We start from the raw sequence: 13891 nt of genomic DNA on the forward strand, positions 1-13891 counted from the left end.
GAGCATCATGGCCACTGCTCATCTCCACCTGCCGCACCTGCACGTGCCGCACGTCGGCCAGCCGCAGGACCAGGCCCACCGCGACGGCACCAGACCCTCCCACATCGGCGGCGTCATCCTCGGCATCGGCATGCTCGTCGCCGTGGGCTGCTGGGCGGCCTCGGTCGTCGCGCTGCTCAGCCTCGGCCCCGCCCGCTCGGGTGCCGTCGACGGCGTCACTGCCGGCTGGACCGCCCTGGCCATCGCGTCGGCGATCAGCCTGTTCCTGATGGGCATCTGGAAGGCCCACAGGGCCTGACCGATTCGGACCCATCCGAATCGAAGCCGCCTACGAAGCCCCCTCGAGCGGCCGGATCCGCCGGTCGCCGAAAGGGGAATCCATCATGAGGAAGGCAATTCTCGCGCTGCTGACGGTCGTGCTCACGCTCGGCATGGCGACCGCCCTGGGGGCACCGGCGCAGGCCACGTCGGCGAAGCACAGCGGCAAGAAGGTCGGCTACACGCAGGTCGTCGTGGCACCGCCGGTCTACGACCTGATCGCGGGCGCGGGCATCACCCCCGCTCCGACCGCGGGCGCGAAGGCGTTCGCGTACAAGGGCACGCTCGCCGCCCGGTTCCCGATCACGGGCTACCGCCTCAAGGGTCTGCAGATCAAGCACAGCGGCGGCCTCAGCCTGACCGCCGGCGCGTCGACGATCACGGTCTCCGACTTCACCATCGACCTGGCGCGGGGACGCGTCAGCGGCAAGGTGACCGGCACGATCGGCGACGTCGGCCGGGTGGACCTCTTCAAGATCCGCAGCTCGGATCGTCGTGACCTCGGCGCGGTGCGGCTGACGCTCACCGACACCGCCGCGGGTGCGCTCAACGCCACCTTCGGGGTCGACGCCTTCACGGAGAACGCGACCTTCGGCTACGCGACGCCGAGGCCGTTCTCGCGGTTCTGAGGGAGCAGGAGAAGGGCGGCCCGATCCCACCTGGGGCCGCCCTTCGCCTGCACCGGGTGCTCGGTGCCCCGCCGGGCCTTGATACGTTCGAGGACGCGGCGTGAGCGTTCATCGGACGATTTCTGTCGTGTGGTGCCTGGCTTGATGTGGCGATCGCATGGTGGTCGAACCGGAGAGATCGGCTCTCGTCGTGGGAGCGACGCTCCCGACCCGACCACCGATCCGCAGGAGCGCGAGTGCCAGTCATCCAAGCCGAGAGCGTCTTCAAGGTCTTCGGCAAGCGACCCGAACGCGCGCTCGAGCCGCTGCGACAGGGAGCCTCGCGACAGGACCTGATGGAGCGCGGCCTCGTTCCGGCCGTGATCGACGCGAGCTTCGACGTCGAGGCCGGCGAGATCTTCGTCGTGATGGGCCTGTCGGGCTCGGGCAAGTCCACGCTGATCCGCATGGTCAACGGTCTGCTGACCCCCACCGCGGGCGAGCTGGCGGTCGGCGGGCAGAGCGTCAGTCGCGCGAATGCCAAGCAGCTGCGTGAGATCCGCCGCGACCAGGTGAGCATGGTGTTCCAGCACTTCGCCCTGCTGCCGCACCGCACGGTCGGCGAGAACGCCGCCTACGGCCTGAAGCTGCGGGGTCTGAACCGCAGTGATCGTGAGCGCGCGGCGAACGAGGCCCTGGCGATGGTGGGGCTGGACGGCTGGGGCGACTCCATGCCCGACGAGCTCTCCGGAGGCATGCGTCAGCGCGTCGGCCTCGCGCGGGCGCTGGCCGCCGGGACGGACGTGCTGCTGATGGACGAGGCCTTCAGTGCGCTCGATCCCCTGATCCGCCGTGAGATGCAGGACCAGCTGGTCGAGCTGCAGCACCGGCTGGGCAAGACGATCCTGTTCATCACGCACGACCTCAACGAGGCCATGCGACTGGGCGACCGCATCGCGATGATGCGGGACGGACGCGTCGTGCAGGTCGGCACGGCCGAGCAGATCCTCAACAACCCCGCGAACGACTACGTCGCCCAGTTCGTCCAGGACGTGGACTGGACCCGGGTGCTGACGGCGGCCTCGGTCATGGAGCCGCCGGTGGCCGTGCTCGGCTCGCTCCAGGGGCCGCGCGCCGCGCACCGACTCCTGCGCGAGCACCAGATCTCCACCCTGATGGTCGTCGACCGCGAGCGGCGGCTGCGAGGCGTCGTGCTCGAGGAGGACGTCGTCTCCGCGCTGGCCCGCGGCCAGGAGTCGCTCGACGGACTGGTGCGGCCCGCGGTGACGGTGCGTCCCGACGTGCCCGTCGTCGACCTCTTCGGCGCCGCGGCGGACAGCCCGGCGGCGCTCGCGGTCGTCGAGGACGACCGGCTGATCGGGGTGATCCCGCGGGTGACGCTGCTCAGCGCGCTGGGCTCCGTCGGCGGCAAGGAGACCGGCGACAACGGCATCGGCACGACGGCAGGAGCAGTGTGATGACTTCCACCCTGGCAACCATCGACACCGTGGAGTCCGGCGTCCCGCGGATCCCCGTGGGCGAGTGGATCGAGGTCGCGTTCGACTGGGTCCTCGACCATGCCGGCGGGTTCTTCGACGCGATCGCCGACGGCATCGGCGCCGTCTCGGGCGCGCTGACCGACCTGCTCCAGTGGCCGCCCGCGCTCGTCACCGTGCTCGTCATGGCCGTGATCGCCGCGCTGTCAGCCACCTGGCGACTCGGGATCGGCGCGGCGCTCATCCTCACCGCGGTCATCGCGATGGACCAGTGGGACAACGCGATGCAGACGCTCTCGGTGGTGCTCGTCGCGAGTGCGATCGCCCTCCTCATCGGCGTGCCGATCGGCGTCGCGGCCGCGCGCTGGGACGGCGTGAGTCGCCTCGTGCGGCCGGTCATGGACCTCATGCAGACGATGCCGGCCTTCGTCTGGCTCGTGCCGGTCGTCATGCTCTTCGGCATCGGCGTCGCCGCGGGTCTGGTGGCGACCGTGATCTTCGCGCTCCCACCCGCGGTGCGGCTCACCGAGCTCGGCATCCGCCAGGTGGACCGCGAGATCGTCGAGGCGGGTCACGCCTTCGGCGGCACCCCGCGGCAGATCCTCGGCGGCATCCAGCTGCCGCTGGCGATGCCGACCGTCATGGCCGGCGTCAACCAGGTGATCATGCTCGCGCTGTCCATGGCGGTGATCTCCGGACTCGTCGGCGGCGGCGGCCTGGGCGGCGCGGTGATGACCTCGATCTCGCGCCTGGACGTCGGTCTGGGCTTCGAGGCGGGCCTGTCCGTGGTCGCGCTCGCGATCTACCTCGACCGCGTCACCGCGGGCGTCGGCGCGCGCAAGCGGCGCCGGCCGTCGCGACGGCGCTCGCGAGAAGCGGAGGAGCCCGCCCTCGCCGCCTGATCACGCACCTCTCGCACTGACTGAACGCACGATTCTCGAACCTGACGAAGCAACACGAAACAAGGAGAAGAAGTTGACGACACACATCCGCCGCGTGGTGGGAATGACCGCGGCGCTCGTGGCCCTCTGCGCCGGCCTGGCCGCCTGTGGCTCCGACGACGGAGACGGTGCCGGGGGCGCTGACAAGAGCATCACCCTGGGCATCATCCCGTCGTGGACCGACGGCCTCAGCACGGCGTACCTGTGGAAGGAGATCCTCGACCGCGAGGGCTACGACGTCGAGATCAAGGACATCGCCGACGCCGCGCCGCTCTACACCGGTGTCGCCAAGGGCGACATCGACGTGTACCCCTCGGCCTGGTCCGAGGTCACGCACGAGGCGTACATGGACCAGTACGGCGACGACCTGGAGGACCTGGGCGCCTACTACGAGGGCGCTGCGCTGACCCTGGCCGTCCCAGAGTACTCGAAGATCTCCTCGATCGCGGATCTGCCCGACTACGCCAAGGAGCTCGACGGCAAGATCATCGGCATCGAGCCCGGCGCCGGCCTGACCAAGACCACCAAGGAGAGCGTCATCCCGGCGTACGGCCTGGACGACGACTTCACGCTCGTCGAGTCCTCGACGACCGCGATGCTGGCCGAGCTGCAGAAGGCCGTGAAGGACCAGCGCGAGATCGTGGTGACCCTGTGGCGTCCGTTCTGGGCCAACGCCCAGTTCAAGGTCAAGGACCTCGAGGACCCGGACGGCGCGCTCGGCAAGACCGAGGCCCTGCACGCGATCGCGACGAAGGGCTTCGGCGACGAGCACCCGGAGGTCGCGAAGATGTTCGCGAACTTCACGCTCGACGACGAGACCTACGGCTCGCTCGAGAAGTCCGTGGTCGACGCGTACGACGCGGACAAGGAGGCCGGTGTCGAGGCCGCCGTCAAGACCTGGCTCGACGAGAACCCGGACTTCGTCGACAACCTGAAGAGCTGAGCCGCTTCACCCTGCGCGGGTCACCCGCGCAGGGTGAATTCCCTTCGTGCACGAAACTCTGCACCTCTCCAGCCGCGAGGATCGTCCCGGCGCGCTCGCGCCCCGACTCCGAGGAGAGACATGAACGACGTGTGGGACTTCGTGCTGGTGATGCTCTGGGCCTTCTTCTTCGTGGCCTACCTGATCGTGCTGTTCAACGTCATCGCCGACCTGTTCCGCGATCACGAGCTGTCAGGCTGGCTCAAGGCCGTCTGGCTGCTGTTCTTGATCTTCGTGCCCGCGCTGACGGCGCTGGTCTACGTGATCTTCCGGGGCCGGGGGATGACGGAGCGCTCGATCGCGGCGGCCGAGCGCTCGCGTCGCGCGACCGAGAGCTACATCCGCGAGGTGGCCGCAACCCCGGCCGGCGCGGCCGGTCCTGCCGACCAGATCGCGATCGCCAAGGCGCTGCTCGACGAGGGCACGATCTCGGCCGAGGAGTTCGAGGTCCTGAAGGCCAAGGCGCTCGCCTGATCGACCGTCGGACGTTTGGACCGGGGCGCGCAGCGCCTGCGATAGCCTGCCCCGCATGGGGCAGGCCATCGTCGACGGGTCGGCGCCGTGGATGGCGATCCGCCCGCCCGAGCCGGCGCCCGGGATCGTCCCGCGACCTCGGCTCGTCGAGGTCCTGACCGAGGCCGTGGCCGGCACGTCGGCGGTGGAGATCGTCGCGCCGGCCGGGTTCGGCAAGAGCACGGTGTTGGCGGAGTGGGCGCGCGCGCAGTCGTGCCCCGTCGGCTGGGTCTCGCTGAGCACCCACGCCCAGAACCCCCAGCGCCTCGCGAACGTCGTCCTCGCCTCGCTGGCCGCGGCGGCAGCGACCGCGGGCGACGAGTACGCGCAGCTTGCCCGGCTCCGAGGTCGGGCGGCACCGCTGCAGGAGCTGCTCGGCGAGCTGCTGACGGCGCTTGATGCGCTTCCCGACCGGGTGGTCCTGGCGCTCGACGACGCGCACGAGGTGCCCGGCCTCACCGAACACGGCCTCGTGGCCGACCTCCTCGCGGCGGCGCCACGCCACCTCTCGATCGTCCTGGCGACACGAGCGCCCGCACCCGGACTCGTCCGCCACCGCCCGACCGGCCGTGCCGTCCAGGTCGCGGCCGACGACTTGCGGATGACACTCGACGAGGTCATCGAGGTCGGGCGGGGCGTCGACGCTCGGCTCGACGGGGACGACGCCGACCAGATCGTGCGGGCCACGGGCGGCTGGCCCGTCGCCGTGCGGCTCGACCTGCTGACGCCCGGCTCGACCCTTCCGGGCACCGAGGAGTCGGTGGGGGAGTACATCGAGCTCGAGGTCCTCGCCCGGCTGCCCGCGCCGCTGCGGGAGGTCGCCCTGCGCACCACGGTGCTCGACCAGTTCGACCACTGGACCGCGCGCGAGCTGTCGGGGCGCGACGACGTGGAGCAGCTGCTGGCCGACGCCGAGGCGCGCGGCCTCTTCCTCACCCGCATCTCTCACGACGGGCACGTGGCGTACCGCTGGCACGCCCGCTTCGCCCAGGTCTGCCGCGCGCTCCTGAGACGCAGCGATCCGGCCGAGTTCGTCCGGCTGTGCCGCACGGCCGCACGCCTCGCCGGACCCACGGACCCGCTGGCCGCGCTCGACGTGGCGCGCGTCGCCGGCGATCCGGACCTCGTCCTGGGGACGATCGCCGCGCACTGGCTGTCCCTCGTGATCGAGGGTGACCTCGACGTCCTGCGCGCGGCGGTCGACGGCCTGCCGCAGAGCCACCGCGAGGACCCCGTGATCCTCGTCGTCGAGGCCGTCTGCGCCGACCTCGGCGGGCAGCGCGCCGTGGCGACGATGCTGCTGGAGCAGGCGACGGGACGGGCCACCGAGTCCTCCGACCGCGCGCGGCTCGCCCTCGCCCGGGGGCGCCTGCTGGTGATCGACGACGGCGCCGAGCTGGCGGCGGCCTGCGACGAGCTCGACGAGCTGCTGCGCACCCACCTCGCTCCCGGCGACCCGGCGCACGCAGACACGCTGTTCCTGCTGGGCTGGGCGGAGATGCGACTGCGGCGGAAGCCACTCGTCGCACTTGAGCTGCTGCGCAGCGCGAGCCAGCTCGCCGAGCGCCGCGGGGCCACGGTCCTGGCCCACCGGGCCCACGCCAACGCCGCCTTCGCGGCCGCGTTCGCCGGTGACTTCGTGGTCGCGAGGCGTGAGCTGGAGCTGCTCGGTCCCGGAACGCGCCGCGGCACCGACCTGTGGAACGTCTACGACGGCGGCATCGAGGCCTTCGCCGAGGGGTGGATCGCCTACTGGTCGGGGGACCCGACGACCGCGGAGACCCGGTTCCTCGAGGTCCTCGAGCGGCACGAGGCCGCGGCCTACGCGCCCTTGGCGCGGATCATGTGCACGTTCGTGGCCTGCGACACCGGTGACCCGCGTCGGCTGGAGCGTGCCGAGGCGCTGCGGCGCGACGTCCCGAGCGTCGACCAGCACGGCGTGCCGTGGGGTCACTACTCCACGATGGCTGCGGCGATGATCCGCGCGGCCCAGGGGGACCTCGCGACCGCGCTCGAGCTCGCTCGGGCCGCCGTCGATCGCGGCCACGTGCCCGTGATCGGACTCCAGGCCGCCGTGCTGATGTGCCGGGCGCGTCGCTGGCCCGAGGTCGCCGCCCAGCTGCGCCGGCTGTCCCCGCTGGAGCTGCTGCCCCTCTACCTCCGGGTCGCAGCGCTGGCTCTGAACGCCCTCGTCCAGCGCCAGCGCGCGCAGCACGCCTCGGCCGCGCGGCTGCTGGAGCGCAGCCTCGACCTGGCGGTGCCGCTCGGCATCACGCAGCCGTACGACCTGTCGCTGCCCGGCATGCGCCGGATGCTGGAGGCCCACCTGGAGGGCGGCACCCACCACCCGGAGTTCGTGGCCGGCCTGCTGGCCGCGGGCGCCGTCGACGAGGAGACGTCCGGCGTGGCGGCCCTCTCACCGCGCGAGCGCGAGATCCTGGCCTACATGCGCAGCACCATGACGAACGCCGAGATCGCCGCGGCGCTGCACGTATCGCCCAACACGCTCAAGACGCACCAGCGCTCGATCTACCGCAAGCTGGGCGCCTCGACGCGGCGCGAGGCCGTGCGACTCACCCTGGGAGGGTGAATGGCGCGCGGACCGCGCGGCAACCATCGCTCGCCGACGCGTCGGAGCTCTACGCTGTGCCCATGCTCATCATCGCGATCATCGTGTTCGGAATCCTCGTAGGCGGCTTGGCGCAGATGGTCCTGGGCCGTCGCATGGAATCGGTGAACTGGACGGTGGCGATCGTCGCCGGCCTGCTCGGCTCGCTGCTCGGCGGTCTCGTGTCGAGCCTCATCGCCGGCGACGGGATCGAGCTGCGGGCCAGTGGCCTCATCGGCTCGTTCCTCGGTGCGCTCGTGGTGACCGCTGCCTGGGGCGCCCTCGCCTCGCGCAAGGCCTGATCCGTGCCCGTACACGTCAACGTCGACAACTTCGTCGACGCCGAGAACTCCCGCATGCTTCGCGACCTGCAGGCCGACGCCGGCGGCGTCAACGCGTTCTCGCACGTGCGCGAGCCCTCGCCCGTCGACCACCAGCTCGTCGTACGGCTCAATCGCGACACCCTGTACAGCTTCGCCGTCGTCGACCTCGCGCAGGACGCGATCCTGACGCTGCCCGACTGCGGCGAGCGGTACCTGTCGGCGATGGTCGTCAACGAGGGCCACTTCGTCCCGCTCGTGCTGCACGACTCCGGCACCCACCGCCTCACGCAGGCCCAGGTCGGCTCGCGGTATGCCGCCGTGGCGCTGCGGATCCTGGTGGACTCGCAGGATCCCGCCGACGTCGCCGAGGTCAACCGCCTCCAGGACCAGGTGACCCTCGAGGCCGGCTCGTCCGAGCCGTTCGCGATGGCCGACTACGACTCGTCGAGCTTCGACGCCACGCGCGACGCGCTGCTCGACCTCGCCCGCGGCCTCACCGGCTTCGACCGGATGTTCGGCCGTCCCGAGGACGTCGATCCCGTCCGCCACCTCATCGGCACGGCCGCGGGCTGGGGCGGACTGCCCAGCTCCGAGGCCGCCTACGTGGGCGTCCAGCCCGAGGGCGACGGACGCTTCGAGCTGACGATGCGCGACGTGCCCGTCGACGGCTTCTGGTCGGTCTCGGTCTACGACGCGAAGGGCTTCTTCGCGAAGAACGACCGCGACGCCTACAACCTCAACGACATCACCGCAGCCCGGAACGAGGACGGCTCGGTCACCGTGCGCTTCGGCGACTTCGGGCCCGAGGTGCCCAACGTGATCCCCACGCCCGAGGGCTGGAACTTCCTCGTCCGCCTGTACCGCCCGCGCCGCGAGATCCTCGACGGCACGTGGCAGGTCCCCGCACTCGTCCCCCTCCCATGACATCCCCGAGCAGGAGCACCATGAAGAAGACCCTCGCCACCGTCCTGACCGCCAGTGCGCTGACCCTCGGCCTGAGCGCCTGTGGCCAGTCGCAGGAGGAGAAGGAGGCCGCCGCCTGCGAGGCGATCGACGAGCTGCGCACCACGCTGGCCGACGTCGGGTCGACCCTGAACGCCCAGTCCACGGTCGACGAGTGGCGCGACGCCCGCTTCGAGGTCCGCAAGGCGATCGAGAAGGCCGAGGATCGGATCGAGGAGGCCGACGAGGCGTCCTGGGACGAGGTGGACGACGCGTGGGACCGCTTCGAGGACGCGGTCGAGAACGTGGACGGCAGCTCCACTCCCGAGGAGGCGCGCGCCTCCCTCGTCGACGACTTCGCCCAGCTGCAGGCGGCGCGCGACCGGGCCGCCTCCGGCTTCAGCTGCTGAGCGAGGTCAGTGCAGGAAGACCTTCGCGCCCAGCAGCAGGAAGCCCAGCAGGCTGGCCATGAGGGACTCGTGGAACGCGCGGCGCGTCGACAGGCGCGCCGCGCGTGACGCGATGAAGACCGTGCCGCCGAGCTGGACGATCGTCCACCCGATCGAGACGTAGACGGCCTCGCTCAGGCTCAGCCCGACTGCGACGGCGGCGAGGTAGGCCAGGATGACCGGCACGCCCCCGACGAGCACGCCGACCTGCAGGCCGGCGTTGTCGGCCAGACGCCGGTGCAGCGGAGCGGCCTGGCGGCTGAGCTGGTCGCGCAGCGCATGCAGGTACACGTGGGTGAGCCAATACACGACGATCACCACCGCCCACGCGACCGTCACACGGGCGGCCGAGCTCGCGTGCGCGCCGGCGATGGTGACGGCCGCGGCGCCGACGATCGTGCCTTCGACCGGCGCGCCGATGTCACGCAGGAGACGGTGGCCGAAGCGGCGGGTCGTCGTGGTCACGGGCTCACGCTAGTGGACGGGCGGCGCGGTCTTGTCGGGGTGCCCCGCGGCCTCCAGACTGAGGACCCATGAGCGTGCGCGTGGATCTGAACATCTCCCTCGACGGCTTCGCCACCACCACCGACGGGACGCCGGACGACCCGATCGGGCAGGACTGGATGCGCCTCGTCGCCGCCTACGCCGCGACGCGCACGTTCCGCGAGCGTGTGTTCGGCGACACCAGCGGCGAGGGCACCACCGGCGTCGACGACCGTTACGCCGCCGCCTACTTCGAGGGCATCGCGGCCGAGGTCATGGGCGCCGGCATGTTCGGCCTCCACACCTTCCCCGACGATCCGGACTGGCGCGGCTGGTGGGGTGAGGAGCCGCCGTTCCGCGTCCCGGTGTTCGTCCTGACGCACACGCCGCGCGCCGACATCGAGTTCGAGAACGGCACGGTCTTCCACTTCCTCTCCGCCACGCCGCAGGAGGCGCTCGACCGGGCGACGGAAGCGGCGAACGGGGGCGACGTGCGCATCGGCGGCGGCGCGTCGACCGTGCGCGAGTTCCTCAGGGCGGGGCTCGTCGACCGGCTCCACGTGGGCATCACGCCGATGATCCTGGGCGACGGCATCCGACTGTGGGACGACCTGCGCGGCCTCGAGCTGACCCACGACCCGCACACCGAGACCGCCGAGAGCGGTGTCGTGCACGTGACCTTCTCACGCAGGGCCACGTAAGATGTTGATGTGTCAACCTATGCGAACGGCCGGCCGCTCCGGTTCGGCGTCGAGGCCACGGCAGCGACGGCCCACCTCGTCGACGCGCTCGGCTACGACTTCGCCCTCCTGACCGACGACGACGCGCTCACTACGGCGGCCTGGGCGGCTGCGCGCACCGAGGCGCTGCACCTCGTGGCGCGCGTCGACGCGGACGAGCGGACGCCCGAGATGCTCGCCCATGCCGTGGGCACCCTCGAGCGACTCTCGGGCGGCCGCATCGAGGTCGTCAGCCCGGTCTGGCCACGTGACGACGCGAGCGCGGTCCCGATCACCACGGAGAGCATCGCCGAGCTGGCGGCGCTCGCGCTCGAGCACGACACGTTCGTCCTCCGGGCGGACGAGCCGGCGATGCGCACGTTCGCCGTGGAGATCCTGCCGAAGGTGCGCGAGGCCATCGAGGGACCGCGCCGACGCGCCCTGCGGCGCCCCGGCATCGGCTACGACCACGTCCCGGAGGAGCTTGCGCACCGGGTCGTCGAGCCCGGCGATCCGGAGTTCCCCGGGCTCCGATCGACCTATCTGCGCGGCGGCGATCCCGGCCTCGTCCTGCGTCCGACGAACGCCGACGAGGTCGCCAGCGCGATCGCCTTCGCGCGCACCCACCGCCACCTGCCGCTGGGGATCCGAAGCGGCGGACACGGCATCAGCGGCCGCTCGACGAACGACGGCGGCCTCGTCATCGACCTCGGTCGGATGAACGCGATCACGGTCCTCGACGAGGCCACCCGGCTCGTCCGCATCGAGCCCGGCGCGCGCTGGCGCGACGTCGCGACGGCGCTCCAGCCGCACGGCTGGGCCCTGAGCTCGGGCGACTACGGCGGAGTGGGCGTCGGCGGACTCGCCACGGCCGGCGGCATCGGCTTCCTCGGCCGTGCGCACGGCCTGACCATCGACCACCTGCGCGCCGTCGAGATGGTGCTCGCCGACGGCCGTCTCGTGCGCGCGACGGCGGACGAGCACGAGGAGCTGTTCTGGGCGGCCCGCGGTGCCGGGGCCAACTTCGGCATCGCCGTCGCCTTCGAGTTCGAGGTGGACGAGGTCGCCGACGTCGGCTGGGCGCAGCTGGCGTTCCGTGCCCCCGATCCCGCTGCCTACCTCGAGTCGTTCGGTCGCGTCGTGGCCGACCTGCCCCGCGAGACCACGCCGTTCCTCATCCTCGGTCAGGGCATGGCGCAGGTGATGGCGATGGTCGACTCGTCCGACCCCGACGTCATCGTGAGCCAGCTGCAGCCGTTCGCCGAGGCCGCGCCGCTCGTGCAGCAGCAGGTCGTCGTCGCGCCGTATGCGGCGGTGATGAACATGTTTCCCGAGACGCCGCACCACGGTCGCGGCGAACCCGTCTCGCGCTCGGTCCTGGCCCGCGAGATGACGCCCGGACTCGCGTCCGCCTCGGCCGACCTGATCAACAGCGGTGCCTCGCACTTCTTCCAGGTCCGCACCGTCGGCGGTGCCGTCGCCGACGTGCCGTCGGACGCCACGGCCTACGCCCACCGCGACGCGACCTACTCGATCACCGCGATGGGCTCGAACGCCCAACGGCTCGACTACTGGTTCGACTCCGTGCGCCGCCAGTCCGACGGGCTCTACCTGAGCTTCGAGAGCAGTGACGATCCGGCGCGGCTCGCCGACGCGTTCCCGCCGGCGACGCTCGCGCGACTACGGCGGCTGAAGGCCGAGCTCGACCCGGACAACCTCTTCCGCGACAACTTCAACATCGACGTCCCCGAGACCAGGAGCGCCTCATGACCGACACCACCGCCTACGGCCACGACCTGCTGTTCGGCACCTTCGTCACCCCGGCGAACCGGCCCGTCCAGCACGCCGTCGAGCAGGCGGTCGTGGCCGACCGCGCGGGTCTCGACCTCGTGACCTTCCAGGACCACCCGTACGTCGCGAAGTTCCACGACACCTCCACCCTGCTGGCCTATGTGGCGGCCAGAACCGAGCGGGTCCGGCTGGCGGCGAACGTCACGAGCCTGCCGCTGCGGCCGCCGGCCGTGCTGGCCCGCGCGGTCGCCACGCTCGACCAGCTCACCGGTGGCCGCATCGAGCTCGGGCTCGGCGCCGGCGCGTTCTGGGACGGCATCGTGGCGATGGGCGGCCCACGCCGCACCCCGGGCGAGTCGATCGAAGCGCTCGAGGAGGCCATCGAGATCATCCGGGGCATCTGGGACGCGGAGAACGGCGCCGTGCTCTCGGTGCGCGGCAAGCACTACGACGTGCACGGCGCGAAGCGCGGCCCGGCGCCGGCGCACCCGGTGGGCATCTGGGTCGGCGCGTACAAGCCGCGGATCCTGCGGATGACGGGACGGGTCGCCGACGGCTGGCTGCCCTCGCTGTCGTACCTCGAGGGTGGCGCGTCGGACCTGGCCGACATGAACCGGCGCATCGACGACGCCGCCGTCGGCGCGGGACGCGACCCGCGCGACATCCGTCGACTGCTCAACATCGGGCCTGACCTGTCGGCCGAGCAGCTGGCGGACATCGCGCTGTCCTACGGCACGAGTGGGTTCATCGTCGCGTCCGATGACACCGCCACGACCGAGCGGTTCGCGGCCGAGATCGCCCCCGCCGTGCGCGAGCTGGTCGATCGTGGCTGAGTGGCTCGACGACGAGGAGCAGCGCACGTGGCGCGCACTGCTTGCGATGCACGACGACCTGATGGCCGAGCTGGCGCAGGGCCTGAAGGCGAACGCCGACCTCTCGGCGGCCGACTACGCCGTGCTGGCGCACCTCTCCGAGGAGGCCGATGGCGTCCTGCGAGCGCGCGAGCTGCGCTGCCGCCTCCGCTGGGAGAAGAGCCGTCTCGCGCATCAGGTCCGGCGCATGGAGCAGCGCGGCCTGGTGCGCCGCGACGCGTGCGTGGAGGACGGACGCGCGCCCCTCGTGGCGCTCACCGAGGACGGCTGGGCGACCGTCCGCTCCGCCGCGCCGGCGCACGTGGCGCAGGTGCGCGACCTGTTCTTCGACGCGCTGAGTCCCTCACAGCTAGAGGCGCTGCGCGACGCGGCGGAGGCGGTGGTCGGTCGGCTCAGTGCCCGATCAGGGGCTTCTTCGGCGTCAGACCGCTGATCAGCAGGCTGAGGCCGGCGCCGACGAGCCAGATGTCCTTGGCGATCGCGGTGCCGTCCTGGCTCGGGCGGACGCTCGAGCCCTCGGCGGTCATGCCCGGCGTGCTGAGGTACATCTTGATGAGCCCGCCGCCGAACGCGGTGAGCGCGGCGCCGGCCACCGCGGACGGCACGAACGGGGCCAGCAGGGCCGCGCCGAGCGCGATCTCACCGTTGCTGAGCGCCTTGCCGAACGCCGTCGGCTCCATCTCCTTGGCCTGCGGCACGGCGTTCGCGGCCATGCCCTGGAGACCCTCGGCCGCCTCGGGCGGCAGGTTCCGCTTGCTCAGGCCGCTGTTGAGGATGAACGCTCCGGTGGCGAGGCGCAGGGGGAGTTCGGCCAGCTTCATGGGGGAGTCTCCTTCGAGGATCGGG

16 protein-coding genes are annotated in these 13891 nt (G+C 71.7%); 14 read left to right on the forward strand and 2 right to left on the reverse strand.

Annotated features, from left to right (window positions below; translation table 11 throughout):
* Positions 1 to 7: 7 nt before the first annotated feature.
* The 10 genes from ACGWYL_RS09940 (at position 8) to ACGWYL_RS09985 (ending at position 9141) form a co-directional block, all read left to right on the forward strand.
* On the forward strand, positions 8 to 298 hold the full coding sequence (locus ACGWYL_RS09940; RefSeq protein WP_179425803.1) for a hypothetical protein: 291 nt from the start codon (positions 8 to 10) through the stop codon (positions 296 to 298).
* A gap of 85 nt (positions 299 to 383) precedes the next feature.
* Positions 384 to 947: a hypothetical protein gene (locus tag ACGWYL_RS09945; RefSeq protein WP_395487082.1), complete on the forward strand. Its 564-nt coding sequence runs from the start codon at positions 384 to 386 to the stop codon at positions 945 to 947.
* Between the two features lie 236 nt (positions 948 to 1183).
* Entirely contained in the window at positions 1184 to 2404 is a 1221-nt protein-coding gene (locus ACGWYL_RS09950) for a glycine betaine/L-proline ABC transporter ATP-binding protein (RefSeq protein WP_395487083.1), read from the forward strand.
* On the forward strand, positions 2404 to 3324 hold the full coding sequence (locus ACGWYL_RS09955) for a proline/glycine betaine ABC transporter permease (RefSeq protein WP_179425797.1): 921 nt from the start codon (positions 2404 to 2406) through the stop codon (positions 3322 to 3324). The genes ACGWYL_RS09950 and ACGWYL_RS09955 overlap by 1 nt, the downstream gene beginning before the upstream one ends.
* Before the next feature lie 73 nt (positions 3325 to 3397).
* Positions 3398 to 4306 carry a glycine betaine ABC transporter substrate-binding protein gene (locus tag ACGWYL_RS09960; protein ID WP_395487084.1) on the forward strand — a complete coding sequence of 303 codons (909 nt, stop codon included), beginning with the start codon at positions 3398 to 3400 and terminating at the stop codon, positions 4304 to 4306.
* Positions 4307 to 4426: 120 nt separating this feature from the next.
* Positions 4427 to 4819, forward strand: coding sequence for an SHOCT domain-containing protein (locus ACGWYL_RS09965; protein WP_269305964.1), 393 nt, complete (start codon positions 4427 to 4429; stop codon positions 4817 to 4819).
* A 55-nt stretch (positions 4820 to 4874) separates the two neighbouring features.
* Complete coding sequence (locus tag ACGWYL_RS09970; RefSeq protein WP_395487085.1) at positions 4875 to 7448, forward strand: LuxR C-terminal-related transcriptional regulator; 2574 nt, start codon at positions 4875 to 4877, stop codon at positions 7446 to 7448.
* Positions 7449 to 7510: 62 nt separating this feature from the next.
* On the forward strand, positions 7511 to 7768 hold the full coding sequence (locus ACGWYL_RS09975) for a GlsB/YeaQ/YmgE family stress response membrane protein (protein ID WP_179425793.1): 258 nt from the start codon (positions 7511 to 7513) through the stop codon (positions 7766 to 7768).
* 3 nt (positions 7769 to 7771) lie between these two features.
* Complete coding sequence (locus tag ACGWYL_RS09980) at positions 7772 to 8713, forward strand: DUF1214 domain-containing protein (protein WP_395487086.1); 942 nt, start codon at positions 7772 to 7774, stop codon at positions 8711 to 8713.
* A 20-nt stretch (positions 8714 to 8733) separates the two neighbouring features.
* Positions 8734 to 9141, forward strand: coding sequence for a hypothetical protein (locus tag ACGWYL_RS09985; RefSeq protein ID WP_179425789.1), 408 nt, complete (start codon positions 8734 to 8736; stop codon positions 9139 to 9141).
* Positions 9142 to 9147: 6 nt separating this feature from the next.
* On the opposite strand, the gene ACGWYL_RS09990 is transcribed toward ACGWYL_RS09985, so the two are convergent.
* Positions 9148 to 9645: a hypothetical protein gene (locus tag ACGWYL_RS09990; RefSeq protein ID WP_179425787.1), complete on the reverse strand. Its 498-nt coding sequence runs from the start codon at positions 9643 to 9645 to the stop codon at positions 9148 to 9150.
* A 68-nt stretch (positions 9646 to 9713) separates the two neighbouring features.
* On the opposite strand from ACGWYL_RS09990, the gene ACGWYL_RS09995 reads away from it, so the two are divergent.
* Genes ACGWYL_RS09995 through ACGWYL_RS10010 form a run of 4 tightly spaced genes read left to right on the forward strand, consistent with a single transcriptional unit; the run spans position 9714 to position 13478 of the window.
* Complete coding sequence (locus ACGWYL_RS09995; protein ID WP_179425785.1) at positions 9714 to 10364, forward strand: dihydrofolate reductase family protein; 651 nt, start codon at positions 9714 to 9716, stop codon at positions 10362 to 10364.
* Between the two features lie 9 nt (positions 10365 to 10373).
* Positions 10374 to 12152 (forward strand): FAD-binding oxidoreductase, encoded by a 1779-nt coding sequence (locus tag ACGWYL_RS10000; protein ID WP_395487087.1) that lies wholly within the window; start codon positions 10374 to 10376, stop codon positions 12150 to 12152.
* The gene (locus tag ACGWYL_RS10005) at positions 12149 to 13006 is read left to right on the forward strand and encodes an LLM class flavin-dependent oxidoreductase (protein WP_395487088.1); all 858 of its coding nucleotides are present in this window, start codon (positions 12149 to 12151) and stop codon (positions 13004 to 13006) included. Before ACGWYL_RS10000 ends, ACGWYL_RS10005 begins: the two co-directional genes overlap by 4 nt.
* On the forward strand, positions 12999 to 13478 hold the full coding sequence (locus tag ACGWYL_RS10010) for a MarR family winged helix-turn-helix transcriptional regulator (RefSeq protein WP_179425781.1): 480 nt from the start codon (positions 12999 to 13001) through the stop codon (positions 13476 to 13478). The genes ACGWYL_RS10005 and ACGWYL_RS10010 overlap by 8 nt, the downstream gene beginning before the upstream one ends.
* Here the strand turns inward: ACGWYL_RS10010 and ACGWYL_RS10015 are convergent.
* Positions 13438 to 13866, reverse strand: coding sequence for a hypothetical protein (locus ACGWYL_RS10015; protein WP_179425779.1), 429 nt, complete (start codon positions 13864 to 13866; stop codon positions 13438 to 13440). The genes ACGWYL_RS10010 and ACGWYL_RS10015 overlap by 41 nt on opposite strands.
* Positions 13867 to 13891 lie beyond the last annotated feature (25 nt).

The sequence above is a fragment of the Aeromicrobium sp. JJY06 genome, from assembly GCF_044069275.1.
GTDB classification, from domain to species: Bacteria; Actinomycetota; Actinomycetes; order Propionibacteriales; family Nocardioidaceae; genus Aeromicrobium; species Aeromicrobium tamlense.

Coding starts and splice junctions, on each gene's coding strand:
- ACGWYL_RS09970 (WP_395487085.1), top strand. CDS start 4,875: ATGGGGCAGGCCATCGTCGACGGGTCGGCGCCGTGGATGGCGATCCGC.
- ACGWYL_RS09975 (WP_179425793.1), top strand. CDS start 7,511: ATGCTCATCATCGCGATCATCGTGTTCGGAATCCTCGTAGGCGGCTTG.
- ACGWYL_RS09995 (WP_179425785.1), top strand. CDS start 9,714: ATGAGCGTGCGCGTGGATCTGAACATCTCCCTCGACGGCTTCGCCACC.
- ACGWYL_RS10015 (WP_179425779.1), bottom strand. CDS start 13,866: ATGAAGCTGGCCGAACTCCCCCTGCGCCTCGCCACCGGAGCGTTCATC.
- ACGWYL_RS09945 (WP_395487082.1), top strand. CDS start 384: ATGAGGAAGGCAATTCTCGCGCTGCTGACGGTCGTGCTCACGCTCGGC.
- ACGWYL_RS09940 (WP_179425803.1), top strand. CDS start 8: ATGGCCACTGCTCATCTCCACCTGCCGCACCTGCACGTGCCGCACGTC.
- ACGWYL_RS09965 (WP_269305964.1), top strand. CDS start 4,427: ATGAACGACGTGTGGGACTTCGTGCTGGTGATGCTCTGGGCCTTCTTC.
- ACGWYL_RS09985 (WP_179425789.1), top strand. CDS start 8,734: ATGAAGAAGACCCTCGCCACCGTCCTGACCGCCAGTGCGCTGACCCTC.
- ACGWYL_RS10005 (WP_395487088.1), top strand. CDS start 12,149: ATGACCGACACCACCGCCTACGGCCACGACCTGCTGTTCGGCACCTTC.
- ACGWYL_RS09955 (WP_179425797.1), top strand. CDS start 2,404: ATGACTTCCACCCTGGCAACCATCGACACCGTGGAGTCCGGCGTCCCG.